This is a genomic window from Candidatus Pseudomonas phytovorans (assembly GCA_029202525.1).
In the GTDB taxonomy this organism is placed as follows: domain Bacteria; phylum Pseudomonadota; class Gammaproteobacteria; order Pseudomonadales; family Pseudomonadaceae; genus Aquipseudomonas; species Aquipseudomonas phytovorans.
This window is the reverse complement of record CP119325.1, coordinates 5,610,802-5,636,052: the sequence shown is the minus strand read 5'-3', so window position 1 is coordinate 5,636,052 and position 25,251 is coordinate 5,610,802. Positions and strand designations below refer to the sequence as shown.

At 62.1% G+C, this 25,251-nt stretch carries 19 protein-coding genes; 14 read left to right on the top strand and 5 right to left on the bottom strand.

Going from position 1 to position 25,251, the window contains the following annotated elements; all coding sequences use genetic code 11:
- Position 1 precedes the first annotated feature (1 nt).
- From ugpC to P0Y58_24885, 3 genes are all read left to right on the top strand, one after another.
- Positions 2–1,156, top strand: coding sequence for a sn-glycerol-3-phosphate ABC transporter ATP-binding protein UgpC (gene ugpC, locus P0Y58_24895; GenBank protein WEK30088.1), 1,155 nt, complete (start codon positions 2–4; stop codon positions 1,154–1,156).
- A gap of 41 nt (positions 1,157–1,197) precedes the next feature.
- The gene (locus P0Y58_24890) at positions 1,198–2,541 is read left to right on the top strand and encodes a carbohydrate porin (protein WEK30087.1); all 1,344 of its coding nucleotides are present in this window, start codon (positions 1,198–1,200) and stop codon (positions 2,539–2,541) included.
- Between the two features lie 117 nt (positions 2,542–2,658).
- Positions 2,659–3,513 carry a D-hexose-6-phosphate mutarotase gene (locus P0Y58_24885; GenBank protein ID WEK30086.1) on the top strand — a complete coding sequence of 285 codons (855 nt, stop codon included), beginning with the start codon at positions 2,659–2,661 and terminating at the stop codon, positions 3,511–3,513.
- On the opposite strand, the gene hexR is transcribed toward P0Y58_24885, so the two are convergent.
- Entirely contained in the window at positions 3,506–4,369 is an 864-nt protein-coding gene (gene hexR, locus P0Y58_24880) for a DNA-binding transcriptional regulator HexR (GenBank protein WEK33394.1), read from the bottom strand. The genes P0Y58_24885 and hexR overlap by 8 nt on opposite strands.
- 211 nt (positions 4,370–4,580) lie before the next feature.
- Here hexR and zwf point away from each other — a divergent pair, with 211 nt between their 5' ends.
- The 4 genes from zwf (at position 4,581) to P0Y58_24860 (ending at position 8,451) form a co-directional block, all read left to right on the top strand.
- Positions 4,581–6,050, top strand: a complete 1,470-nt coding sequence (zwf, locus tag P0Y58_24875) for a glucose-6-phosphate dehydrogenase (GenBank protein ID WEK30085.1) — start codon at positions 4,581–4,583, stop codon at positions 6,048–6,050.
- A complete protein-coding gene (pgl, locus tag P0Y58_24870; GenBank protein WEK30084.1) occupies positions 6,037–6,750 on the top strand; it encodes a 6-phosphogluconolactonase in 714 nt (237 codons plus the stop codon). Before zwf ends, pgl begins: the two co-directional genes overlap by 14 nt.
- Positions 6,751–6,767: 17 nt before the next feature.
- On the top strand, positions 6,768–7,448 hold the full coding sequence (locus tag P0Y58_24865; GenBank protein WEK30083.1) for a bifunctional 4-hydroxy-2-oxoglutarate aldolase/2-dehydro-3-deoxy-phosphogluconate aldolase: 681 nt from the start codon (positions 6,768–6,770) through the stop codon (positions 7,446–7,448).
- A gap of 259 nt (positions 7,449–7,707) precedes the next feature.
- Positions 7,708–8,451, top strand: a complete 744-nt coding sequence (locus P0Y58_24860; protein ID WEK30082.1) for a monalysin family beta-barrel pore-forming toxin — start codon at positions 7,708–7,710, stop codon at positions 8,449–8,451.
- 55 nt (positions 8,452–8,506) lie between these two features.
- On the opposite strand, the gene leuA is transcribed toward P0Y58_24860, so the two are convergent.
- The 3 genes from leuA to xseA all read right to left on the bottom strand — a co-directional run bounded on the left by leuA (position 8,507) and on the right by xseA (position 12,761).
- Positions 8,507–10,180 carry a 2-isopropylmalate synthase gene (leuA, locus tag P0Y58_24855; protein WEK30081.1) on the bottom strand — a complete coding sequence of 558 codons (1,674 nt, stop codon included), beginning with the start codon at positions 10,178–10,180 and terminating at the stop codon, positions 8,507–8,509.
- Positions 10,181–10,550: 370 nt separating this feature from the next.
- On the bottom strand, positions 10,551–11,378 hold the full coding sequence (locus P0Y58_24850; GenBank protein ID WEK30080.1) for a peptidoglycan DD-metalloendopeptidase family protein: 828 nt from the start codon (positions 11,376–11,378) through the stop codon (positions 10,551–10,553).
- 3 nt (positions 11,379–11,381) lie between these two features.
- A complete protein-coding gene (gene xseA, locus P0Y58_24845; GenBank protein WEK30079.1) occupies positions 11,382–12,761 on the bottom strand; it encodes an exodeoxyribonuclease VII large subunit in 1,380 nt (459 codons plus the stop codon).
- Positions 12,762–12,900: 139 nt separating this feature from the next.
- Here xseA and P0Y58_24840 point away from each other — a divergent pair, with 139 nt between their 5' ends.
- From P0Y58_24840 to tadA, 6 genes are all read left to right on the top strand, one after another.
- Complete coding sequence (locus P0Y58_24840) at positions 12,901–13,656, top strand: sulfite exporter TauE/SafE family protein (protein WEK30078.1); 756 nt, start codon at positions 12,901–12,903, stop codon at positions 13,654–13,656.
- 47 nt (positions 13,657–13,703) lie between these two features.
- Positions 13,704–14,261: a sugar ABC transporter ATPase gene (locus P0Y58_24835; protein ID WEK30077.1), complete on the top strand. Its 558-nt coding sequence runs from the start codon at positions 13,704–13,706 to the stop codon at positions 14,259–14,261.
- Positions 14,262–14,347: 86 nt separating this feature from the next.
- On the top strand, positions 14,348–15,817 hold the full coding sequence (gene guaB / locus P0Y58_24830; protein WEK30076.1) for an IMP dehydrogenase: 1,470 nt from the start codon (positions 14,348–14,350) through the stop codon (positions 15,815–15,817).
- Between the two features lie 78 nt (positions 15,818–15,895).
- Positions 15,896–17,473: a glutamine-hydrolyzing GMP synthase gene (guaA, locus tag P0Y58_24825; protein ID WEK30075.1), complete on the top strand. Its 1,578-nt coding sequence runs from the start codon at positions 15,896–15,898 to the stop codon at positions 17,471–17,473.
- 265 nt (positions 17,474–17,738) lie between these two features.
- Entirely contained in the window at positions 17,739–19,121 is a 1,383-nt protein-coding gene (locus P0Y58_24820) for a multicopper oxidase family protein (GenBank protein WEK30074.1), read from the top strand.
- Complete coding sequence (tadA, locus tag P0Y58_24815; GenBank protein ID WEK30073.1) at positions 19,121–19,600, top strand: tRNA adenosine(34) deaminase TadA; 480 nt, start codon at positions 19,121–19,123, stop codon at positions 19,598–19,600. The genes P0Y58_24820 and tadA overlap by 1 nt, the downstream gene beginning before the upstream one ends.
- Before the next feature lie 49 nt (positions 19,601–19,649).
- On the opposite strand, the gene mltF is transcribed toward tadA, so the two are convergent.
- On the bottom strand, positions 19,650–21,107 hold the full coding sequence (gene mltF, locus P0Y58_24810) for a membrane-bound lytic murein transglycosylase MltF (protein ID WEK30072.1): 1,458 nt from the start codon (positions 21,105–21,107) through the stop codon (positions 19,650–19,652).
- A 241-nt stretch (positions 21,108–21,348) separates the two neighbouring features.
- On the opposite strand from mltF, the gene purL reads away from it, so the two are divergent.
- Positions 21,349–25,248, top strand: a complete 3,900-nt coding sequence (gene purL, locus P0Y58_24805) for a phosphoribosylformylglycinamidine synthase (GenBank protein WEK30071.1) — start codon at positions 21,349–21,351, stop codon at positions 25,246–25,248.
- The last annotated feature ends 3 nt before the right edge of the window (positions 25,249–25,251 follow it).

The following is a 25,251-nucleotide window of genomic DNA, read 5'->3' as shown; positions in this document are numbered from 1 at the left end:
CATGGCAACGCTCGAACTTCGCAATGTGAACAAGACCTACGGCAGCGGCTTGCCGGATACCCTCAAGGACATTCAGCTGTCGATCAAGGATGGCGAGTTCCTGATCCTGGTCGGCCCCTCTGGCTGCGGCAAATCGACCTTGATGAACTGCATCGCCGGCCTGGAGCAGATCACCGGTGGTGCAATTCTTATCGACGAGCAGGACGTCAGTGGCATGAGCCCCAAGGACCGTGACATCGCCATGGTGTTCCAGTCCTACGCGCTGTACCCGACCATGAGCGTGCGCGAGAACATCGAGTTTGGCCTGAAGATCCGCAAGATGCCGCAGGCGGCCATCGACGAAGAGGTGGCGCGGGTGGCCAAGCTGCTGCAGATCGAACACCTGCTGGCGCGCAAGCCGGCCCAGCTGTCCGGTGGCCAGCAGCAACGGGTAGCCATGGGCCGGGCGCTGGCGCGGCGGCCGAAGATCTACCTGTTTGATGAGCCGCTGTCCAACCTCGATGCCAAGCTGCGGGTCGAGATGCGCACCGAAATGAAGCTGATGCACCAGCGCCTGAAGACTACCACCGTGTACGTCACCCATGACCAGATCGAGGCCATGACCCTGGGTGACAAGGTGGCGGTAATGAAAGACGGCATCATTCAGCAGTTCGGGACCCCGCAGCAGATCTACAACGACCCGGCCAACCAGTTTGTCGCCAGCTTCATCGGTTCGCCGCCGATGAATTTCATCCCGGTGCGCCTGAAGCAACAGGATGGTCGCTTGCTGGCGCTGCTCGACAGCGGGCAGGCGCGCTGCGAGCTGCCCTTGGGGTTGGCCGCTGGCGAACTGGATGGCCGCGAGATCATCCTCGGCATCCGCCCTGAACAGATCGCCTTGGGTGCAGTGGAGGGGAATGGCTTGCCGGGTATTCGCGCCGAGGTACAGGTCACCGAGCCCACCGGGCCGGACCTGCTGGTGTTTGTCACCCTTAACCAGACCAAAGTCTGCTGCCGCCTGGCGCCGGATGTGGCGTGCCGGGTCGGTGACAATCTGAATCTGCAATTCGACCCGGCCCGGGTGCTGCTGTTCGACGCCGACAGCGGTGAGCGCCTGCATCTGGGCAGCGCTGGCGCCGCGGTAAAGGACAACGTCGCTCACTTTAAAGGCCGTTGACTCGTCTACACCATCAATAAGAAAAAAGAGGACGCAAAGGGATGGAACAGCGCAAACGTATCAGGACATTGGGCTCGCTGGCATTGCTTGCCGTGGTCGGCAGCAGCGGCGCGCAGGCTGCCGAAGCCTTCTCCAGCGAGTCGAAATGGATGACCGGTGACTGGGGAGGGGCCCGCACCGAGTTGCTGGACAAGGGCTACGACTTCACCCTCGACTACGTCGGCGAGGTGGCGGGTAACCTGCACGGCGGTTACAACGACGACAAGACTGCACGCTACAGCGACCAGTTCGCCCTTGGCGCGCACCTGGATTTGCAGAAGATTTTTGGCTGGCACGATGCCGAATTCAAGCTGGCAATCACCGAGCGCAGCGGTCGCAACCTTTCCAACGACCGCATCAGCGATCCCCGCGCCGGGCAGTTCAGCTCGGTGCAGGAGGTGTGGGGCCGTGGCCAGACCTGGCGCCTGACCCAGATGTGGATCAAGCAGAAATACTTCGACGGTGCCCTGGACGTGAAATTCGGCCGCTTCGGCGAGGGCGAAGACTTCAACAGTTTCCCGTGCGACTTCCAGAACCTGGCCTTCTGCGGCTCGCAGGTGGGCAACTGGGTCGGTGGCATCTGGTACAACTGGCCGGTCAGCCAGTGGGCGCTGCGGGTGAAGTACAACATCACCCCGGAATTCTTCGTCCAGGTCGGTGCCTTCGAGCAGAACCCGTCCAACCTGGAAACCGGCAACGGCTTCAAGCTAAGCGGCAGCGGCACCAAGGGCGCGATCCTGCCGGTGGAGGCGGTCTGGTCACCCAAGGTCAACGGCCTGCCGGGCGAGTACCGCCTGGGCTACTACTACAGCACGGCCAAGGCCGACGATGTGTTCGATGACGTCAATGGCAACCCGCAGGCGTTGAGCGGCGGGGCCTTCAAGTCGCACTCCAGCAAGCACGGCTGGTGGGTGGTGGCGCAGCAGCAGGTCACCGCCCATGCGGGTGACGTCAACCGCGGCCTCAGCCTGTTCGCCAACTTCACCGTGCACGACAAGGCTACCAACGTGGTCGACAACTACCAGCAGGTGGGGCTGGTCTACAAGGGCGCCTTCGACGCCAGGCCCAAGGATGACATCGGCTTTGGTGTAGCGCGTATTCATGTGAATGACGACGTGAAGAAACGCGCCGAACTGCTCAACGCCCAGAGCGGCATCAGCGATTACGACAACCCAGGCTTCGTGCCGCTGCAGCGCACCGAGTACAACGCCGAGCTCTACTACGGCTTCCACGTCACCAACTGGCTGACCGTGCGGCCCAACCTGCAGTACATCAAGAGCCCGGGTGGGGTGGATGAAGTGGACAACGCGCTGGTCGCAGGTTTGAAGATTCAGTCGTCATTCTGAGGGCATTTGTTGTAAATTTACGCCAATCCCTTTTCGGCTCTCGGCACCCACTGGCCTGCAGTGGGTGTCGGGGATGGGCCGAGACAGCGCTATCTCAAACAAAAAGAGCTCTGAACCATGCCCGAACATCCGCTCCATCGCTTCTTTTCCTCGCAGCGGCCAAGGCCGACATTCGAGTGGGAGCGTTACCAGCAGCGCGATGTGCTGATCATCGATCACCCCCGTTGCCAGGCGGTATTCAGCCGCCAGGGCGCGCAGCTGCTGCACTTTCAGCCGGCAGGTGAGCGGCCTTGGCTGTGGTGCGCCGAGCAGTGGCCACAGGTTGGAGCGATCCGTGGCGGCGTGCCGGTGTGCTGGCCGTGGTATGGGCGCCACCCCAGCGAAGATTTGTGGCCGGCCCATGGTTGGGCGCGCCTGCTGGACTGGAAGCTGGTCGACAGCCGTGAAGACGAGGAGGGCGTAACCCTGAAGTGGCGCCTGGACTTGTGCGACTGGCAGGTTGACCTGCACGCAAGGCTCGGTAACCGCATGGAACTGAGCCTGAGCACCGAGCACCAAGACAGCGAACCTTGCCAACTGAGCCATGCACTGCTGGCGTACTGGCGCATCAGTAACGTGTCTGAGATAGCGCTGTCTGGGCTGGAGGATGTCGAAGGTTATGACCGCCTCAACCGCCAGGCCTGCCGTGAAGATGGCGCGCTGAAGCTCAACGGCGGATGTCAGAGGGTTTACCCGGGCACGCCGCGGGTGCAGCTACAGGATCCGGCCTGGCAGCGCGAGCTGTGCATCGATACCGGTGACAGCGACGACACCGTCGTCTGGCACCCCGGCAACCGACCACTGATGGGCGTGACCGGCCGTGAAACGCAGCGCTTCGTCTGCGTCGAGGCCGCCAGCGGCAGTGGCGAAGGCCTGAGCCTGGCACCGGGGCAGCGTGCCCATTTGCGCTTGCAGGCACACCGGCTCAGTTGAGTTCGTCGTCCTCGATCGGGTAGCGGCTGGCGTTCAGGCTTTCCTTGATCTTGCGCAGGTGCGGCTGGAAATCCACGCCACGGCGCAGGGTCATGCCGGTGGCCAGCACATCGAGCACGGTCAGCTGGATAATCCGTGAGGTCATCGGCATGTAGATGTCGGTGTCTTCCGGCAGTGGAATGTGCAGGCTCAGGCTGCAGGCATTGGCCAGCGGCGAGCCTGCTGCTGTCAGGCCCAGTACCGAGGCACCGTTTTCGCGTGCCACGCGTGCTACTTCGACCAGTTCGCGGGTGCGCCCGGTGTAGGAAATGATCACAAACAGGTCACCGGTGTGGGCCACCGAGGCCAGCATGCGTTGCATCAGCACGTCGGCGTGGGCCGATACGGCCAGGTTGAAGCGGAAGAACTTGTGCTGTGCATCCAGGGCCACCGGGGCCGAGGCGCCGAGGCCGAAGAAGTGGATCTGCCGGGCCTGGATCATCATGTCCACAGCGCGGCTGACTTGTTGCGAGTCAAGCTGTTGGCAGGCGCTGTCGAGCGAGGCGATGGCACTGGCGAAGATCTTCTGGGTGTAGGCTGCCGGGTCATCGTCGGCCTCCACCGCGCGGCTGACGTAGGCGGCGCCGCTGGCCAGGCTTTGCGCCAGTTGCAGCTTGAGTTCGGGGTAGCCGCTAACGCCAAACGAGCGGCAGAAGCGGTTGACGGTCGGTTCGCTGACTTTGGCCGCCTGGGCCAGCGCAGCAATGCTGAAGCGGGTGGCTTGTTGCGGGTTGAGCAGAATGACTTCGGCGACTTTGCGTTCGGCCTTGTTCAGCTCGTCGAGGCGTCCCTGGATCTGTTCCAGGAGGTTTCGCACGCGGTCCATGGGTGTGTCCTTGGGTCGGGAAGACAGCCGGCTGACGAAGCAGCAGGCTTTTTGCACGGTCGTCTATCGTACTGTCGGTGCGGGTGGCGCACCACTTGTCTGTCACATTCGTGTGTAATGTTATGGTTTTTACTACATTATCCCTTGAAAACCGTATGTGAAAGCGGTATTCCTAGACCAACTTTAGGAAAGAACCTACATCATGGCTGCTATCAGTGTCGAACCTTGCACTTTTGCCCTGTTTGGCGCCCTCGGTGACCTGGCATTGCGCAAGCTGTTTCCCGCGCTCTACCAGCTCGACCGGGCCAACCTGCTGCACCCCGACACACGCCTGCTGGCGCTGGCCCGCGAGGCGGGCAGTGCGCAGGAGCACCTGAACAGTATCGAAGGCCACCTGCGCCGGCATGTGCCCGAGGCCGATATCGAGCCCGCAGCATTGGGCCGCTTCCTCGCCCGGTTGAGCTACCAGCACCTGGACTTCCTGCAACCCGAGGGTTATCAGGCCCTGGCCGAGCAGTTGCCGGGTGAACTGCCGCTGATTGCGTATTTCGCCACGGCGGCAGCGGTGTACGGCGCCATCTGCGAAAACCTCGACAAGGCCGGGCTTGCCGCGCGTACCCGGGTGGTGCTGGAAAAACCAATCGGCCACGACCTGGAGTCGTCGCGTCGGGTCAACGATGCCGTGGCGCGGTTCTTCCCTGAAAACCGGGTTTACCGTATCGACCATTATCTGGGCAAAGAGACGGTGCAGAACCTGATTGCCCTGCGGTTCGCCAACAGCCTGTTTGAAACCCAGTGGAACCAGAATTCCATCTCCCATGTGGAGATTACCGTCGCCGAAAAGGTGGGTATCGAAGGCCGCTGGGGCTATTTCGACAAGGCCGGCCAGCTGCGCGACATGATCCAGAACCACCTGCTGCAGTTGCTGTGCCTGATCGCCATGGACCCGCCCAGCGAACTGTCGGCCGATGCCATCCGCGACGAAAAGGTGAAAGTGCTGAAGGCACTGGCACCGATCACAGGCGATGGTTTGAGCACCCGTGTGGTGCGTGGTCAGTACATTGCCGGCTACAGCGATGGCAAGCCGGTGCCAGGTTACCTGGAAGAAGACAACGCCAACGCCCAGAGCGACACGGAAACCTTCGTTGCCCTGCGCGCCGACATTCGCAACTGGCGCTGGTCGGGCGTGCCGTTCTACCTGCGCACTGGCAAACGCATGCCGCAGAAGCTGTCGCAGATCGTCATCCACTTCAAGGAAACGCCGCACTACATCTTCGCCCCGGAACAGCGTTTGCAAATCGGTAACAAGCTGATCATTCGCCTGCAACCGGATGAGGGCATTTCTTTACGGGTGATGACCAAGGAGCAGGGCCTGGACAAAGGCATGCAACTGCGCAGCGGCCCGTTGCAGCTTAATTTTTCCGACACCTGGCGCAGCACGCGGATTCCGGATGCCTACGAGCGCCTGTTGCTCGAAGTGATGCGTGGCAACCAGAACCTGTTCGTGCGCAAGGACGAAATCGAATATGCCTGGACGTGGTGCGACCAGTTGATCGCCGGCTGGCGTAATGCAGGCGATGCGCCCAAGCCTTACGCGGCGGGCTCCTGGGGGCCGATGAGCTCGATAGCATTGATCACACGTGATGGGAGGGCGTGGTATGGGGATATCTGAACTGAAATTGCCGGCAACCGTGAAGGTTCACGACCTGGCGGACGCCAAGACGCTGGCTGCAACCCTGGCCCATGACGTGGCCGAGCGCCTTCGTGCAGCTATTGCTGCCGAAGGCCAAGCCTGTTTGGTGCTATCCGGTGGCCGCAGCCCGGTGCCATTCCTTGAGAAACTGGCCAGCGAACACCTGGACTGGGCCAAAGTCACCGTCAGCCTGGCCGATGAGCGCTGGGTGCCGGTGGAGCACGCTGACAGCAACGCAGGCCTGTTGGCTCGCCACCTGCTCAAGGACGCGGCGGCCAAGGCCCGCTTTGTCGGCCTGTATCAGCAGGCAGAAAACCTCGATGCCGCTGCTGGCAAGGCCGACCAGGCGCTGCTCGCACTGCCGCCAATCGATGTGCTGGTACTGGGCATGGGTGACGATGGCCATACCGCTTCGCTGTTCCCCGCCAGCCCCAACCTGGAAGCGGGCCTGGACCCGGCAAGCCCGCGTCGCTGCTTGCCACTGCTGGCGCCGAGCGTGCCGCACCAGCGCCTGTCGATGACCCGTTCGCTGCTGGCCAGCGCCGCCTTCACAGCGCTGTCCGTGCAAGGGCCGGGCAAACTCGCTACCCTGCGCGCCGCGCTGGCTGGCAACGACCTTACTGAAATGCCGATTCGCGCTTTTCTTCACGACCCCCTGGACATCTACTGGTGCCCATGAGCCAAGGATCCACTGTCATGACCACCCTCGAACGCCCACAGCCAAAGCTCTCGATGGCCGACAAAGCCGCCCGGATAGACGCCATCTGCGAAAAGGCGCGCATCCTGCCGGTAATCACCATCGCCCGTGAGCAAGACATCCTGCCGCTGGCCGATGCCCTGGCCGCTGGCGGCATCCGTACCCTGGAAGTGACCCTGCGTTCGCAGCATGGGCTCAAAGCCATTCAGGTATTGCGTGAGCAGCGCCCGGAGTTGTGTGTAGGGGCCGGCACCGTACTTGATCGCAGCATGTTTGCCGCCGTCGAGGCTGCCGGTGCACAGTTCGTCGTTACCCCGGGCATTACCCAGGACATTCTCGAAGCGGGCGTGGCCAGTGAAATCCCGTTGCTGCCTGGTATCAGCACACCCTCCGAAATCATGATGGGCTATGCCTTGGGCTACCGCCGCTTCAAGCTGTTTCCGGCGGAGATCAGCGGCGGCGTGGCTGCGATCAAGGCCTTTGGCGGCCCGTTCGGCGACATTCGCTTTTGCCCAACCGGCGGCGTGAACCCGGCCAACGTGCGTAACTACATGGCGCTGGCCAATGTGATGTGCGTGGGCGGTACCTGGATGCTCGACAGCAGCTGGATCAAGAACGGCGACTGGGCGCGGATCGAGGCCTGCAGTGCGGAGGCGATGGCGCTGCTGGACGCCAACTGAAACTGTTGTGTGCTTTACGGCTTATGGGGCGCTTGGTCGGCGCCCCTTTTTTTGCGTTTTTTGTGCTGTCAGCGAGACACAAAAGTTCGGAATATTGGCCATGCCACCGATGCAAGAAGCCTTTCCCGATTATTGATGCAGGTGCCGACGAATACGATGGCGTGGCAATGATTAATGTCTGACGCGCTCCGTTTAGGCGTGCGCGCCTTTTCCCGGCAAACAGGAAAAGCCATCTAACCATTCCGCGTGAGGTTCCTGCATGAGTTTCATCGACCAAAGCATGATAAAAGCGATAGGCGATTTTCCCCACAAACGGGGTACTTACGAAATTGAAAAATATTTGTATGGACAGAATGGGAAGGTAAATCCCGGTTGTTGGATTTTTGGTGACACGGTGTACGGTGATTTGTATCTCGGTAACCAGAACTGGGGCACGTACTCGACACCCATTCTGGCGTATCTTGAATACTTGGGTATGGCGCGTGTTCCTGGCAGTGTGTCGCACACTGAAGAAGTTTCGACGATAGAAGGCTTCAGCAGGTCGTTCACCTCGTCACTGGAAACAGAAGTTGCGCTGGGTGTCGGATTTCTTGGCAGTGCAATCGGTGGAAAGTTGACAACCAGTTCAACCGAAGGTATTAGCAAATCCCATACGCGGTCCCAGAAAATTGAAATGGAAGGGCCGGGTATATTCAACTTTTATCAGATGCACATGGCCTATGCCCATTGTATTACCGGGGCTGGGATGTTCTCGGATAATTTCAAGTATTCACAGACAAAAACTTACGCTAAAGCAGGCAGGGATGACAGGCAAGACCTGTGCATTTTAACATCGGTTGCAACCAGTTCGATCATCACCGTAGCGGCTGAAAACTCGGTCGAGCCACTAGGGTGGTATGAAATTCAGGAGGCTGCCTTGATGAAGGGGCATAATTTCCCGAATAACAGTGGTCGGTGGATTTTCAACTATGGTGCTTACTATACGCCGGGTAATCGCTACTGAACCTTGAAACAAAAAAACCGCATCATGGATGCGGTTTTTTTATGGGGCGCAACGATCAGGCCGCTTTGGCTTCCTGCTGGCTCAGCGAGCGGTTCAGCGCGCTGAACAGTGCCTTGAAGCTGGCCGTGGTGATGTTTTCATCAATACCCACGCCATGCACCGGGCGGCCACCGGCTACGCGCAGTTCTATGTAGGCTGCGGCTTTGGCATTGGTGCCTGCACCAATGGCGTGCTCGTTGTAGTCCATGATTTCAACCGAGATCGGCAGGCCGGCCACCAGCGCTTCCAGGGCGCCATTGCCCTTGCCGCGCCAGTGCAGGGTGGTTTCGCCTTCACCGGCTACTTCCACTTCTACGGCGCTGTTGCCGTTTTCTTCCTGCAGGCGGTGGCTGACCAGGGCGTAAGGGGCGTTGGCCTGGAGGTATTCCTTGTGCAGCAGGCTGTAGATCTGCTGGGCGGTCATTTCCAGGCCCAGGCGGTCGGTTTCACCCTGTACCACCTGGCTGAACTCGATCTGCATGCGGCGTGGCAGGCTGATGCCGTATTCCTGCTCGAGCAGGTAGGTGATGCCACCTTTACCCGACTGGCTGTTGACGCGAATCACCGCCTCGTAGCTGCGGCCGATGTCGGCCGGGTCGATCGGCAGGTACGGCACTTCCCACCGTTCGCCTTCCTGCTGCTTGGCAAAGCCCTTGCGGATGGCGTCCTGGTGCGAGCCGGAGAACGCGGTGTGAACCAGGTCGCCCACATACGGGTGACGCGGGTGCACTGGCAGCTGGTTGCACTCTTCGACCACCTTGCGCACACCGTCGATGTCGGAGAAGTCCAGCAACGGGTCGATGCCTTGGGTGTAGAGGTTCAGTGCCAAGGTCACCAGGTCGACGTTACCGGTACGTTCGCCGTTGCCGAACAGGCAGCCTTCGGCGCGGTCGGCCCCGGCCATCAGGCCCAGCTCGGTGGCAGCGATACCGGTGCCACGGTCGTTGTGGCAGTGCAGGCTGATGAGCACGCTGTCGCGGCGGCTGACATTGCGGCAGAACCACTCGATCTGGTCGGCGTAGATGTTCGGCGTGGAGACTTCCACGGTGGCCGGCAGGTTGAGAATGATCTTGTGCTCAGGCGTCGGGTTCCACACCTCGATGACCGCGTCGCAGACTTCCTTGGCGAACTCCATTTCGGTAGCGCTGAAGGTTTCTGGCGAGTACTGGAAGGTCCAGTGGGTTTCTGGCTGCTGGGCAGCGTACTTGACGAACAGCTTGGCCGCGTTTACCGCGATGTCCTTCACGCCTTGCTTGTCCTGGTTGAAGACAATGCGGCGGAACGACGGGCTGGTGGCGTTGTACAGGTGGACGATGGCCTTCTTCGCACCGCGCAGCGACTCGAAAGTGCGGGCGATCAGGTCGTCGCGGGCCTGGGTGAGCACCTGGATGGTGGTGTCGTCCGGGATGTGGCCGTCTTCGATCAAGGTGCGCACGAAGTCGAAATCGGTCTGCGAGGCAGACGGGAACGAAGCTTCGATTTCCTTCACGCCTACCTGCACCAAGGTCTTCCAGAAACGCAGCTTCTTCTCGGAATCCATCGGCTCGATCAGCGACTGGTTGCCATCACGCAGGTCGGAGCTGCACCAGATGGGTGGCTCGGTGATGGTTTTCGACGGCCAGGTACGGTCAGGCAGGTCGATGGTCGGGAAAGCGCGGTACTTCTTCGATGGGTCTTTGAGCATGGTCATGGAAGCAATCCTTTTGTGTGCGGCCGAGATCGGGCCTGCCGAGCAGTAACGAGGTGAAGAGGCGAGGCGACGCGATTCAGCCTGGTAGTCGGGCGCTGACCAGGCAGAGGCTGCGATGTTGTCGGAGCAGGATGAGGGTGCTGAAGGTTTTCATGCCTTCAAACTTAACCAGTGGGGTTGGGGATGGCAAGCGTTCGGGAAAAATTGAGAGGAATGCTTAAAAAAAGCGATTAGGCGAGATTTTATGGCTTCATTGTGCTGAGTGCTTATTGATTTTTGCGCAGTATTTTTCCATAGCGCAACATAGTTGAAGTGATGTCGCCCGTGCTGGCCTCTTCGCGGGCATGCCCGCGAAGCAGGCGATGCGGTCTCAGGGCTGGAACGCGCCAATGAAGATCGCCGGGTCCACCCGCGCATCGTTCAGGCTGACGTTCCAGTGCATATGCGGCCCGGTAGCCCGCCCGGTCGAGCCCACGCGCCCGACCACCTCGCCACGGCGCAGTTGCTGCCCCACCTGCACATCGATCTTCGACATATGGCAGAACATGCTGATAAACCCCTGCCCATGGTCGACAAACACTGTGCGGCCATTGAAGAAGTAATCGCCCACCAGGATCACCTTGCCATTGGCCGGGGTCTTGATCGGCGTTCCTGCCGGCACCGCAAAGTCCAACCCTGCATGCGGGTTGCGTTCTTCGCCATTGAAGAAGCGGCGCACGCCAAACTTGCTCGACAGCGGCCCGTTGACCGGCTTGTCGAGGATCAGGTTGCTCGGCAGGCTCGGGCTGAAGCTGCGGTAGGCCTTGATCTGCTCGGCCAGCTCGCGGTCGATGCGTTTGAGGTCTGCCGGGTTCGGGTTGACCTGGCGAGTGTTCTTCAGGGTGATGCGCTGTTCGGGGTATTTCTTGTTCCCGACGCTGAAGGGCAGGGTGCGGCCGCCCTGGTTCAGCACCGCCGTGCCGGGCTTCTGGGTCAGTGGAATGCCGACAATGGCCAGCCAGTTGTCCTGTTCTTTCACCACCAGCACCTGCTTGCCGTCGAAACGGGCGCTAGGGGCGCTGGCGGCAGGGCCGAGGTCGACCACAGCCACGCCGCCAGGTACCGGCTTGTTCAGCGTGCGGGTGATATAGCTGGCCTGAGCGCCACCGGCGAGCAGCAGCAGGGAAAGGGCGAGCAGGGGCGCGAGCAAGCGGGGCATGTGTCAGTCCAGTAGTGAAAGCGTGACCGGGGTCAGGTGGTTGTCTTCGACCCGCACCTGCAGTTCGCCTTCGTTCAGGCGGGCGGTCAGGCGCTGGCCATTGCGGGTCTGTTCGGCGCTGCGGATGGCCTGGCCCTGGTCGTCCAGCAGGATGCTGTAGCCGCGGGCGAGGGTGGCCAGCGGGCTGACCACCTGCAGGGTTTGCAGTTGAGCCTGGAAGCGTTGGCGACGGTCTTTCAACGCTTCGCGCATGGCCCGTGGCAGGCGCTCGGCCAGGCTGTCCAGGCGCTGGCCCAGCAGTTTCAGGTTGCGCCCCGGGTGCTGAGCGGCCAGGCGGGTGTCCATGCGGGCCAGGCGCTCGCGGCGCTGGTTGAGGCTGAGCATGAAGGCACGGCGCAGGCGCATGTCCAGGTCGTCCAGGCGCTGGGCCTGCTGGCGCAGGCGCTCGCCTGGGTGGCGCAGGCGCCGGGTCAGTGAGTCCAGGCGAAGGCGGTCATGGGTCAGGCGATTCTGCATGCGCAGCAGCAGGCGCCGTTGCAGGCCGTCCAGTCGTTGCTGCAAACCGCTGTTGTCCGGGGCCAGCAACTCGGCGGCGGCAGACGGCGTGGGCGCGCGTACGTCGGCCACGAAGTCGCTGATCGACACATCGGTTTCATGGCCCACGGCGCTGACGATCGGGGTGACGCAGGCGGCCACGGCACGCGCCACGGCTTCTTCGTTGAAGCACCACAGGTCTTCCAGCGAACCGCCACCCCGGGCCAGGATCAGCGCATCGAAACCAAGGCTGTCAGCCAGGCGAATGGCGCGCACGATCTGCGCAATGGCTTCACGGCCCTGTACCGCCGTGGGGATCAGGTTCAGTTCCACCTGTGGGGCACGGCGGCCGAACACACTGATGATGTCGCGTATCACCGCGCCGGTAGGCGAGCTGATGATACCGACACGTTGCGGGTGGGCCGGTAGCGGCTTTTTGCGTTCCGTGCTGAACAGCCCCTCGGCACTGAGCTTTTCCTTCAGTGCCTCGAAGGCCAGGCGCAGTGCACCGTCGCCTGCCGGCTCGACGGTGTCGAGAATCAGCTGGTAGTCGCCACGCCCTTCAAACAGCGAAACCTTGCCACGCACCCGAACCGCCAGGCCATCGCGCAGGGCCTGGCGCACCCGCGTGGCGTTCTGCCGGAACAGCGCACAGCGTACCTGGGCGCCGCTGTCCTTGAGGGTGAAATACATGTGGCCAGACGCCGGGCGGGCGAGGTTGGAGATTTCACCTTCCACCCACACGCTGCGGAACACGTCTTCCAGCAGCACCCGCGCGCGGCCGTTGAGTTGGCTGACGGTAAGGACCTCGCGGTCCAGGCCGAGTCGTTCGAAGGGGTCTTTGATCATGGTGGGCATCATAAAGGACATCGCCCCCGGTTGTCTGTCCTGCCCTGTGGCCTCAATCCTCTATAACGACCTGCACCTGTTCGCCCCATGTCATTCCCAATACGATGCACTATCAAAGGACTGCTCAGGACACAGCACGATGCTCGCTCAATTGTCATTCTCCGGCCTTGACTGGCTGCCTATCCTGCTCGGTGTCGGGGTTGCCTACATCGTCTTCGGCATCGCCGGCTTCGGCACCGCGCTGGTTGCAGGCCCGGTACTGATCCACTTCATGCCACTGTCGCGGATCATCCCGCTGCTGGTGCTGCTCGACTTCGTCGCCGCCTTCGGCAACCTGCTGCCCTCGCGCCGTGATGTGGTGCGTGGCGAACTGCTGCGCCTGCTGCCCTTCATGGCCATAGGCTGCCTCCTGGGGGTGACATTTCTGCTTAACCTGAAATCCGACCTGCTGCTTTTGCTCATGGGCCTGTTCGTCACCGCCTACGCGGTCTACGGCCTGGCAGTGAAGGTGCGTCCCGCCAGGTTGTCCGGATTCTGGGCAGTACCGATGGGGACCATAGGAGGCCTGTTTGGCGCGCTGTTCGGCAGTGGCGGCTTCCTGTATGCGATCTATCTCAGTGCACGTCTGGAGGTGAAAGAGCAAGTACGCGCTACCCAAAGTGCCTTGATCAGTTGCAGCACCATCGTGCGCCTGTCGTTGTTTCTCATCGCCGGCGTATATGCCGACACCAGCCTGCTGTTGCTGGCCGCCTGTCTGCTGCCGGTGATGTTCGTCGGCCTCTGGCTGGGCCGCCGGCTTAGCATGAAGCTGTCCCGCGAAGCCTTTGTCCGCCTGGTCACCTGGCTGGTGCTGGCCAGTGGCCTGGCGTTGATTGGTCGCTACCTGAGCGCTTGAGCGGTAGAATTGCGTCATTACCGGCGTTTTTCAGGCTTGTCCCGTTCATGAACACCCAGAGCATCATCGTTCCCAAACTGTCCACGGTCCCTTCGCACGAAGCCCGCTCACGGGCCATCCTGCGCTGGCTGGTGCGCGAAAAGGTCATCGAAGAACAGCTGACCACCTGCGGCCGCACGGGCAACCGCATGGGCCATGCCCTGGCCGCCGGGGCGCGCAAAGTGGCCCTTCATCCGGAAAAGCTGCCCTTCGACCAGCCGGTGAACGGCCTGGAGGTGATGTTCAAACGCTGCATCTACACCCCCACCGAAGGTTTTCTCGAAGAAGCCGGCTGCCCGGAGTGCCGGCGCGAGGTGGGCGAGCCATTGTTCGAAAGCCTGGAAGAGTGGACGCCGGCAGTGAGCGACAACTTCACCTGCCCGCTGTGTGGCTTTGAAGATGACATAAATGGCTTCATTTACCTGCAGCCATGTGCCTTTTCCAATCTGGGGTTCATCTTCAACAACTGGGGCGAGGCCGGGTTTACCCAGGCCTTTCTCGACAGCTTTGCCGACTGGCTCGACCAGCCGGTGGTCGTGGTACAGGTAAAACTGCCACAAGGCTGACCGAAGGCCCTTATTTTGCATTGAGCGGCGCGCCGTGCATGAGTATAATGGCGCGCTTCCATTTTTCCCGCCCGGGAGCCCCCGCGATGCTGCGTATCAGCCAAGAAGCCCTGACCTTCGACGATATCCTCCTTGTACCTGGCTATTCCGAGGTACTGCCCAATGAAGTCAGTCTCAAGACCCGTTTGACCCGTGGCATCGAGCTGAACATTCCGCTGGTTTCCGCCGCCATGGATACCGTGACCGAAGCGCGTCTGGCCATTGCCATGGCCCAGGAAGGCGGCATCGGCATCATCCACAAGAACATGACCATCGAACAGCAGGCCGGCGAAGTGCGCAAGGTCAAGAAGTTCGAGGCTGGCGTGGTCAAAGACCCGATCACCATCGACGCCGACGCCACCGTGCGTGACCTGTTCGACCTCACCCGCCTGAACAACATCTCCGGTGTTCCGGTGCTGGCGAACGGCGACCTGGTCGGCATCGTCACCTCCCGTGATGTGCGCTTTGAAACCCGCCTGGATGCCAAAGTCCGCGACGTGATGACCCCCAAAGAGCGTTTGGTCACCGTCCGCGAAGGCGCCGACAAGAACGAAGTCCGCGAGCTGCTGCACAAGCACCGTCTGGAAAAAGTCCTGATCGTTGACGACAAGTTCAGCCTCAAGGGCATGATGACCGTCAAGGACATCGAAAAAGCCAAGGCCTACCCGCTGGCCAGCAAGGACGACCAGGGCCGCCTGCGCGTTGGCGCCGCAGTCGGCACCGGCAAGGACACCGGCGAGCGTGTTGCCGCCCTGGTTGCCGCTGGCGTTGACGTGGTTGTTGTCGACACCGCACACGGTCACTCCAAAGGCGTTATCGACCGCGTTCGCTGGGTAAAAGAAACCTACCCGCAAGTTCAGGTGATCGGCGGCAACATTGCCACTGGCGCTGCAGCCAAGGCGTTGGCCGATGCTGGCGCTGACGCCGTCAAGGTTGGTATCGGCCCAGGTTCGATTTGCACCACCCGTATCGTTGCCGGTGTCGGCGTGCCGCAAATCAGCGCCATCGCCAACGTTGCTGCCGCACTGGAAGGCACTGGCGTGCCGCTGATCGCCGACGGCGGTATCCGCTTCTCCGGTGACCTGTCCAAGGCCATCGTTGCCGGTGCTTCCTGCGTGATGATGGGTTCGATGTTCGCCGGTACCGAAGAGGCCCCGGGTGAAGTCGAGCTGTTCCAGGGCCGTTCCTACAAGGCCTACCGCGGCATGGGTTCGCTGGGTGCCATGGCACAGGCGCAAGGCTCGTCCGACCGTTACTTCCAGGACTCCTCGGCCGGCGCCGAGAAGCTTGTTCCTGAAGGTATCGAAGGCCGCGTACCTTACAAAGGTGCCCTGTCCGCGATCATCCACCAGCTGATGGGCGGCCTGCGTTCGTCCATGGGCTACACCGGCAGCGCAACCATCGAAGAGATGCGCACCAAGCCGGAGTTTGTTCGCATCACCGGTGCCGGCATGGCCGAGTCCCACGTGCATGACGTGCAAATCACCAAAGAAGCCCCTAACTACCGCGTAGGCTGAGGCTTCCAGCAATATAAGTATGCGGGGCTGTCACGACAGCCCCGCGTCGTTTCCGATTTCCACTGACGAGATTGAGTCATGGCCCTCGACATTCACGCTCACCGCATCCTGATCCTCGATTTCGGTTCCCAGTACACCCAGCTGATCGCCCGCCGCGTGCGCGAAATCGGTGTGTACTGCGAACTGCACCCATTCGACATGGACGATGAAGCGATCCGCGAATTCAACCCGCGCGGCATCATCCTCGCTGGCGGCCCCGAGTCGGTCCACGAAGCCAACAGCCCTCGCGCCCCGCAGGCCGTGTTCGACCTGAACGTGCCGGTGCTGGGCATCTGCTACGGCATGCAGACCATGGCCGAGCAGATGGGCGGCAAGGTTGAAGGTTCCGAACTGCGTGAGTTTGGTTATGCCCGCGTAGATGTGGTCGGCAAGAGCCGCCTGCTCGACGGCATCGAAGACCACGTTGACGATGACGGCGTACTGGGCCTGGACGTGTGGATGAGCCACGGCGACAAGGTCACCCAGATGCCGGGCAACTTCCACGTACTGGCCAGCACCCCAAGCTGCCCGATCGCCGGCATGTTCGACGATACCCGCGGCTACTACGGCGTGCAGTTCCACCCGGAAGTGACCCACACCAAGCAGGGCGGTCGCATCCTGTCCCGCTTCATCCAGGACATCTGTGGCTGCGAGGCGCTGTGGACTGCGTCCAACATCGTTGAAGACGCCATTGCCCAGGTACGCGCGCAAGTCGGTTCGGCCAACGTCCTGCTGGGCCTGTCCGGCGGCGTTGACAGCTCGGTGGTTGCCGCCCTGCTGCACCGCGCCATCGGCGACCAGTTGACCTGCGTATTCGTAGACAACGGCCTGCTGCGCCTGCACGAAGGCGACCAGGTGATGGCCATGTTCAAAGAGAACATGGGCGTCAAGGTGATCCGCGCCGACGCTGAAAAGCAGTTCCTCGACAACCTGGAAGGCGAAGCCGACCCGGAGAAGAAGCGCAAGATCATCGGGCGCACCTTCATCGACGTGTTCGATGCCCAAGCCAGCCAGCTGGACAACATCCAGTTCCTGGCCCAAGGCACCATCTACCCGGACGTGATCGAGTCAGCTGGCGCCAAGAGCGGCAAGGCCCACGTGATCAAGTCCCACCACAACGTCGGTGGCCTGCCGGAGGAAATGAACCTCAAGCTGGTCGAGCCGCTGCGTGAACTGTTCAAGGACGAAGTGCGCAAGATCGGCCTGGAACTCGGTCTACCGTACGACATGGTCTACCGCCACCCGTTCCCGGGCCCGGGCCTGGGCGTGCGCATTCTGGGTGAAGTGAAGAAGGAATACGCCGACATCCTGCGTCGTGCCGACCACATCTTCATCGAAGAACTGCGCAAGGCCGACTGGTACCACAAGACCAGCCAGGCCTTCGTGGTGTTCCAGCCGGTCAAGTCGGTTGGAGTTGTTGGCGACGGCCGTCGTTACGCCTGGGTCGTCGCCCTGCGTGCCGTCGAGACCGTGGACTTCATGACCGCGCGCTGGGCACACCTGCCATACGAGCTGCTGGAAACTGTCAGCGGCCGTATCATCAACGAAATCGAAGGCATCTCGCGCGTGACATACGACGTGTCGAGCAAGCCGCCGGCCACTATCGAGTGGGAATAAGTTGAGCCACAAGGGCGCCGCAGGGCGCCCTTGTTGTATCTGTTGCCTGGCCTGGCCCATTCGGGGGTAAACCCGCTCCCACAAGTACTGCGCAGGCCTCAAGAACTGCGCGGTCCCTGTGGGAGCGGGTACACCCGCGAAGAGGCCAGCCCAGGCAAAACAAGACTTCACTTAATCTTTCCCATTTGCAGGTGTATCGTATTCGCCCTTCATCGCCAGCCACTGCTGGCAGCTTGATTGCGCAGAACACGAGGTACCCGCACCGATGTCCTTCACCCGTCGACAAATGCTCAAAGGCCTCACCGGCCTGGTTGTGGTTGGCCTGGGCGCCGGTGGCGCGGCGCGCTACTGGCTGGGCAAGGTCGAAGATGACAATGCCGGGCATGATTACGAGCTGATCGCGGCGCCACTGGACGTCGAGCTGGTGCCGGGCTTCAAGACCGAGGCCTGGGCCTTCGGCCCCTCGGCGCCGGGCACCGAGTTGCGTGTGCGCCAGGGCACCTGGCTGCGGGTTCGCTTCATCAACCACCTGCCGGTGGAAACCACCATCCATTGGCACGGCATCCGCCTGCCGCTGGAAATGGACGGCGTGCCGTATGTATCGCAGCTGCCGGTCAAGCCAGGCGAGTACTTCGACTACAAGTTCCGCGTGCCGGACGCCGGCAGCTACTGGTACCACCCGCATGTCAGCAGCTCCGAGGAGCTGGGGCGCGGCCTGGTCGGCCCGCTGATCGTCGAAGAGCGTGAGCCGACCGGCTTCCAGCATGAGCGCACCCTGAGCCTGAAGAACTGGCACGTGGACGAGCAGGGCGCATGGCTGCCTTTCAGCATCCCGCGCGAGGCCGCGCGCAATGGCACCGCCGGGCGCCTGATCACCATCAATGGCCAGGCCGACTCGGTCACCGAATTGCCAGCCGGCCAGGTCGTGCGGGTACGCCTGCTGAACCTCGATAACACCTGGACTTACCGCATCAACCTCAAGGGCAACTGCGAGGCGAAAATCTATGCCCTCGACGGCAACCCGGTGACCCCGCGTCCATTGGAAGACGATTACTGGCTCGGCCCTGGCATGCGCATATGTCTGGCCATCCGAATTCCCGAGGCGGGCGAGGAGATCTCCCTGCGCGACGGTTTCGTGCGCCTGGGTACCCTGCGTTCGGTGGCCAGCAATAGCGCGCCGAGTGACTGGCCGCCAGCGCTGCCGGCCAACCCGATCGCCGAGCCGGACCTGGAGAATGCCGAAAAGCTCAACTTCAATTTCGAGTGGGCGGCCAGCGTCTCTGTCACCCCTGACACGGACAAACCGTCGAGCATGTGGCAGATCAACGGCCAGGCCTGGGACATCACCGACAAGACCTGCGCCGACCGCCCCATCGCCACGTTGAAAAAGGGCAAGAGCTACATCTTCGAGCTGAAGAACATGACCCAGTACCAGCACCCGATCCACCTGCACGGCATGAGTTTCAAGGTGATCGCCTCCAACCGCCACGACATCAAGGAGCCGTGGTTCACCGACACCTACCTGCTGGGCAAGAACGAGCGCGCCCAGGTAGCGCTGGTGGCGGATAACCCGGGTACCTGGATGTTCCATTGCCACGTCATCGACCACATGGAAACCGGCCTGATGGCCGCGATTGCGGTGGTCTGATGCGCCCGCAGATCATTGATCGCAGCCGCGATCAGGAATTCATGCGCCTGGCCCTGGGCCTGGCTGCCGAGGGCGCAGCACTGGGCGAAGTGCCGGTGGGCGCGGTGCTGGTGCAGCATGGGCAGGTGATCGGCCAGGGTTTCAACCGGCCGATCACCGACAGTGATCCGAGTGCGCATGCCGAAATGGTGGCCATCCGCGCAGCCGCTCAGTCCGCCAGCAACTATCGGCTGCCCGGAAGCACGCTGTATGTAACCCTGGAGCCGTGCAGCATGTGTGCGGGGCTGATCGTGCATTCGCGGGTGATGCGCGTGGTGTTTGGCGCGCTGGAGCCCAAGGCCGGAATCGTGCAGAGCCAGGGGCAGTTCTTCGGGCAGGGCTTCCTCAATCATCGGGTGATGGTGGAGGGCGGGGTGCTGGCTGAAGAGTGCGGGCAGATCCTGAGTGACTTCTTCAAGGCTCGCCGGGCCAAAGGTTAACCTGCAAGGGCCTCTTCGCGGGTTTACCCGCGAAGAGGCGCGTACAGGCTTACATCGGTGGTGACTGTTCAGCCGGCTTGGTCTTGTTCACCCCAGGCACATGCAGGTTGCCCTCGGCCACCTGGCCTTCAAGCTGCGGCTGGGTCACCCAGGTGAGGATGTCGTAGTAACGGCGGATGTTGGCCACGAAGTGCACCGGTTCGCCACCACGGGCATAGCCGTACTTGGTCTGGCGATACCACTGCTTCTGCGACAGCCGCGGCAGCATCTTCTTCACATCCAGCCATTTGTTCGGGTTGAGCTTCTCGCGCTTGGCCAGGGTGCGGGCATCCTCCAGGTGGCCACTGCCTACGTTGTAGGCCGCCAGGGCAAACCAGGTGCGATCCGGCTCCTGGATGCTGTCGTCGAGCTCGGCCTTGATCTTCATGAAGTACTTGGCGCCGCCCTGGATGCTCTGCTTCGGGTCCAGGCGGTTGGACACGCCCATGGCCTGGGCGGTGCGCTGGGTCAGCATCATCAGGCCGCGAACGCCGGTCTTGGAGGTAACCTCCGGCTGCCACATCGATTCCTGGTAGCCGATGGCGGCCAGCAGGCGCCAGTCCACCTGCTCGACCTTGGCGTAGCTCTTGAAGTGCTTCTCGTACTTGGGCAGGCGCTGCTGCAGGTGCTGGGCGAAGGTGTAGGCACCGACATAGCCCAGTACGTCGACATGGCCGTAATAACGGTCTTTCAGGCGCTGAAGGGTGCCGTTTTTCTGCGCCTTGTCGAGAAATTCGTTGATTTCGTTGAGCAGGCTGTTGTCTTCGCCCGCTGCCACTGCCCAGCGCTGGTCGCGGGTATCGCCCACGTCGAAGGCCACGCGCACATTGGGGAAGTACACCTGGTTCATCGCCAGCTCGTTGGAGTCGACCAGGGTCAGGTCGATCTGGCCTTCGTCGACCATGCGCAGCAGGTCGACCACTTCCACGGCATCCGACTCTTCATATTCCAGGCCAGGGTTCTGCTTTTTCAGCTCGGCCAGCAGGTCGGCATGGCTGCTGCCTTTGAGCACCATGATTTTCTTGCCGACCAGGCCCTTGGCGTTGGTCGGGCGAGTGCGGCCGTTGCGGTAGATGACCTGTGGGGTCACTTCCAGGTAGGGGTGCGAGAATTTCGCCTGGGCCGCGCGCCGTTCGCTGCTGACCAGGCCGGCTGCCGCCAGCACCGGGCCGGAGGGTTTGCCGAGGTCGTCGAACAGCTCATCGAGGTTGTCGGCAGTTTCGATCTCCAGCTTCACCCCGAGATCGTCGGCGAAATGCTTGACCAGCTCGTACTCGAAACCGGTTTCGCCGTTACGGTCCTGGAAATAGGTGGCCGGGCTGTTGCGGGTGATTACGCGCAGCACGCCATCCTCCTTCACGCGCTCGAGGGTGCTGGGTTTTTCAACGCAGGCACCGAGCAGCAGAAAGAGTCCGGTTGCAAAAAGCCATTTGGCGCAACGCTGGCGCAAAGCAGTGTGGGCGAACATAGGTTGCAGTATACGCAAAGGACCGGCCCAACCATATCTCGACAACGGTTAGCTTGTCTGGTAGCGCATTCTGTGCAATAGCGGCCTGCAGGGGAGCGTGCCAGATAAGGTGGAATTTTTTTGACTTGCAAGTCCGGTTCCACCGCCCGGCAGCCGTGGCGTAGAGCGGGTGCCGAAAGCCATCGAATTAGGCTAGAATGCACGGCCTCTAAGCACACCCCTTCCTGAGGCTGTCCCGACGATGTTGATCCTGCGCGGCGCTCCTGCCCTTTCTGCCTTTCGCCACGGTAAATTACTCGAGCAACTGAGCCAGAAAGTCCCCGCTGTTACTGGTTTGTATGCCGAATTCGCCCACTTCGCCGATGTCGACGGCGAGCTGACCGCCGACCAGCAGCAGGTGCTGGGCCGTCTGCTCAAGTACGGCCCGAGCGTGCCGGTACAGGAGCCGACTGGCCGACTGTTCCTGGTCGTACCGCGCCTGGGCACCATTTCGCCTTGGGCCAGCAAGGCCAGCGACATCGCCCACAACTGCGGCCTGCAGTCGATCCAGCGCCTGGAGCGCGGCATCGCCTACTACGTTGCCGGCACCCTGAGCGATGCTGACGCCGCCCTGATCGCCGCCGAACTGCATGACCGCATGACCCAGCGTGTGCTCGGCCAGCTGGAGCAGGCCGCTGACATGTTCAGCCACGCCCAGCCCAAGCCGATGACCTCGGTGGACATTCTGGCAGGTGGCCGTGATGCCCTGGCCAAGGCCAACATCGACTTGGGCCTGGCCCTGGCCGAAGACGAGATCGACTACCTGGTCGCTGCTTTCCAGGGGCTCAAACGCAACCCGAACGACATCGAACTGATGATGTTCGCCCAGGCCAACTCCGAGCACTGCCGCCACAAGATCTTCAACGCCAGTTGGGACATCGACGGCCAGGACCAGGAAAAAAGCCTGTTTGGCATGATCAAGAACACCTACCAGATGCACAGCGAAGGCGTGCTGTCTGCGTACAAGGACAACGCCTCGGTGATCGTCGGCAACGTTGCCGGCCGGTTCTTCCCGAACCCTGAAACCCGCCAGTACGGCGCGGTGCAGGAGCCGGTGCACATCCTGATGAAGGTGGAAACACACAACCACCCGACTGCCATCGCCCCGTTCTCCGGCGCTTCCACCGGCTCCGGTGGTGAAATCCGTGACGAAGGTGCAACTGGCCGTGGCGCCAAGCCCAAGGCCGGCCTGACCGGTTTCACCGTGTCCAACCTGCGCATCCCGGGCTTCGAACAGCCTTGGGAGCAGGCCTACGGCAAGCCTGAGCGTATCGTCGACGCCCTCGACATCATGATCGAAGGCCCGCTGGGTGGCGCTGCGTTCAACAACGAATTCGGTCGCCCGGCCCTGACCGGTTACTTCCGTACCTTCGAACAAGCCATCAACACCCCGCACGGTGAAGAAGTGCGCGGCTACCACAAGCCGATCATGCTTGCCGGTGGTATGGGCAACATCCGTGAAGACCACGTGCAGAAGGCCGAGATCACCGTCGGCGCCAAGCTGATCGTGCTCGGCGGCCCGGCCATGCTGATCGGCCTGGGCGGCGGCGCTGCTTCGTCGGTGGCGACCGGTGCCAGCTCGGCAGACCTGGACTTCGCCTCGGTACAGCGCGAAAACCCGGAAATGGAGCGCCGTTGCCAAGAGGTCATCGACCGCTGCTGGCAGCTGGGCGACGCCAACCCGATCGCCTTCATCCACGACGTTGGCGCGGGCGGCATCTCCAACGCCTTCCCGGAGCTGGTCAACGACGGTGGCCGTGGTGGCCGCTTCGAGCTGCGTAACGTGCCCAATGACGAGCCGGGCATGGCCCCGCACGAAATCTGGAGCAACGAATCGCAAGAGCGTTACGTGATGGCCGTCAGCGCCGTCGACTTCGAGCGTTTCAAGGCCATCTGCGAGCGCGAGCGTTGCCCGTTCGCCGTGGTCGGCGAAGCGACTGAAGAGCCACACCTGACCGTGACCGATAGCCACTTCGGCAACACCCCGGTGGACATGCCGCTCGATGTGCTGTTGGGCAAGCCGCCGCGCATGCACCGTTCGGTTACCCGTGAAGCCGAGCTGGGCGATGATTTCGACCCGAGCGAGCTGGACCTGGACAACGCCGTCCAGCGCGTACTGAACCACCCGGCCGTGGCCAGCAAAAGCTTCCTGATCACCATCGGCGACCGCACCATCACCGGCCTGGTTGCCCGTGACCAGATGGTTGGCCCGTGGCAGGTGCCGGTGGCCGACTGCGCCGTCACCGCCACCAGCTTCGACGTCTACACCGGTGAAGCCATGGCCATGGGCGAGCGCACCCCGCTGGCGCTGCTGGATGCCCCGGCGTCCGGCCGCATGGCGATCGGCGAAACCCTAACCAACCTGGCGGCCTCGCGCATCGAGAAGCTGTCCGACATCAAACTGTCGGCAAACTGGATGTCTGCTGCTGGCCACCCGGGTGAAGACGCCCGTCTGTACGACACCGTCAAGGCTGTCGGCATGGAGCTGTGCCCGGAACTGGGCATCACCATTCCGGTCGGCAAAGACTCGATGTCGATGAAGACCAAATGGAGCGATGAGGGCGGCGAGAAGAGCGTCACCTCGCCAATGTCGCTGATCATCACCGGCTTTGCCCCGGTCACCGACATTCGCAAGACCCTGACCCCTGAGCTGCGCATGGACAAGGGCGAAACCGACCTGATCCTGATCGACCTGGGCCGCGGCAAAAACCGCATGGGCGCCTCGATCCTGGCCCAGACCTACGGCAAGATCGCTGCCCAGGCACCGGACGTTGACGACGCCGAAGACCTGAAGGCCTTCTTCGCCGTAATCCAGGGCCTGAACGCCGATGGCCACCTGCTGGCTTACCACGACCGTTCTGATGGCGGCCTGCTGACCACCGTGGTGGAAATGGCCTTCGCCGGCCACTGCGGCCTCGACCTGCAACTCGACCCACTGACTGACAATCGCAAAGAAGTGCCGGCCATCCTCTTCAACGAAGAGCTGGGTGCTGTTATCCAGGTTCGCCAGGATGCCACCCCGGACGTACTGGCACAGTTCAGCGCCGCTGGCCTGGGCGAAGAGTGTGTTGCGGTAATCGGCAAGCCGGTCAACAACGCTGAAGTGTCCATCAGCCTGAACGGCGAAGTGCTGTTCGACGACGACCGTCGCATGCTGCAGCGCCAGTGGGCCGAGACCAGCTACCAGATCCAGCGCCTGCGCGACAACGCTGACTGCGCCGACCAGGAATTCGACCTGCTGCTTGAGGAAGACAATCCGGGCCTGTCGGTCAAGCTGGGCTTCGACGTCAACGACGACATCGCTGCACCCTACATCAAGAAGGGCGTGCGCCCACAAGTGGCCATCCTGCGCGAGCAGGGCGTGAACGGCCAGGTCGAAATGGCTGCTGCCTTCGACCGTGCCGGCTTCGCCGCCATCGACGTGCACATGAGCGACATCCTCGCTGGCCGTGTTGACTTCGAGGCCTTCAAGGGCCTGGTCGCCTGCGGCGGCTTCTCGTACGGCGACGTGCTGGGTGCCGGTGAAGGCTGGGCCAAGTCGGCGCTGTTCAACGCCCGTGCCCGTGACGCCTTCCAGGCCTTCTTCGAGCGTACCGACAGCTTCGCCCTGGGCGTGTGCAACGGTTGCCAGATGATGTCCAACCTGCACGAGCTGATCCCGGGCACCGAGTACTGGCCGCACTTCGTGCGTAACCGCTCGGAGCAGTTCGAGGCGCGGGTGGCCATGGTCGAGGTGCAGAAGTCCAACTCGATCTTCCTGCAGGGCATGGCCGGTTCGCGCATGCCGATCGCCATCGCCCACGGTGAAGGCCACGCAGAGTTCGCCAGCGAAGAAGCATTGCTGGAAGCCGATGTGTCCGGTTGCGTGGCCCTGCGCTACGTCGACAACCACGGCAAGGTCACCGAAGCCTACCCGGCCAACCCGAACGGCTCGCCGCGCGGTATCACCGGCCTGACCAGCCGCGACGGCCGTGTGACCATCATGATGCCGCACCCGGAGCGTATGTTCCGCGCCGTGCAGAACTCCTGGCGCCCGGATGAGTGGCAGGAAGATGCCGCGCTGATGCGTATGTTCCGCAACGCGCGGGTGTGGGTGAACTAAGGC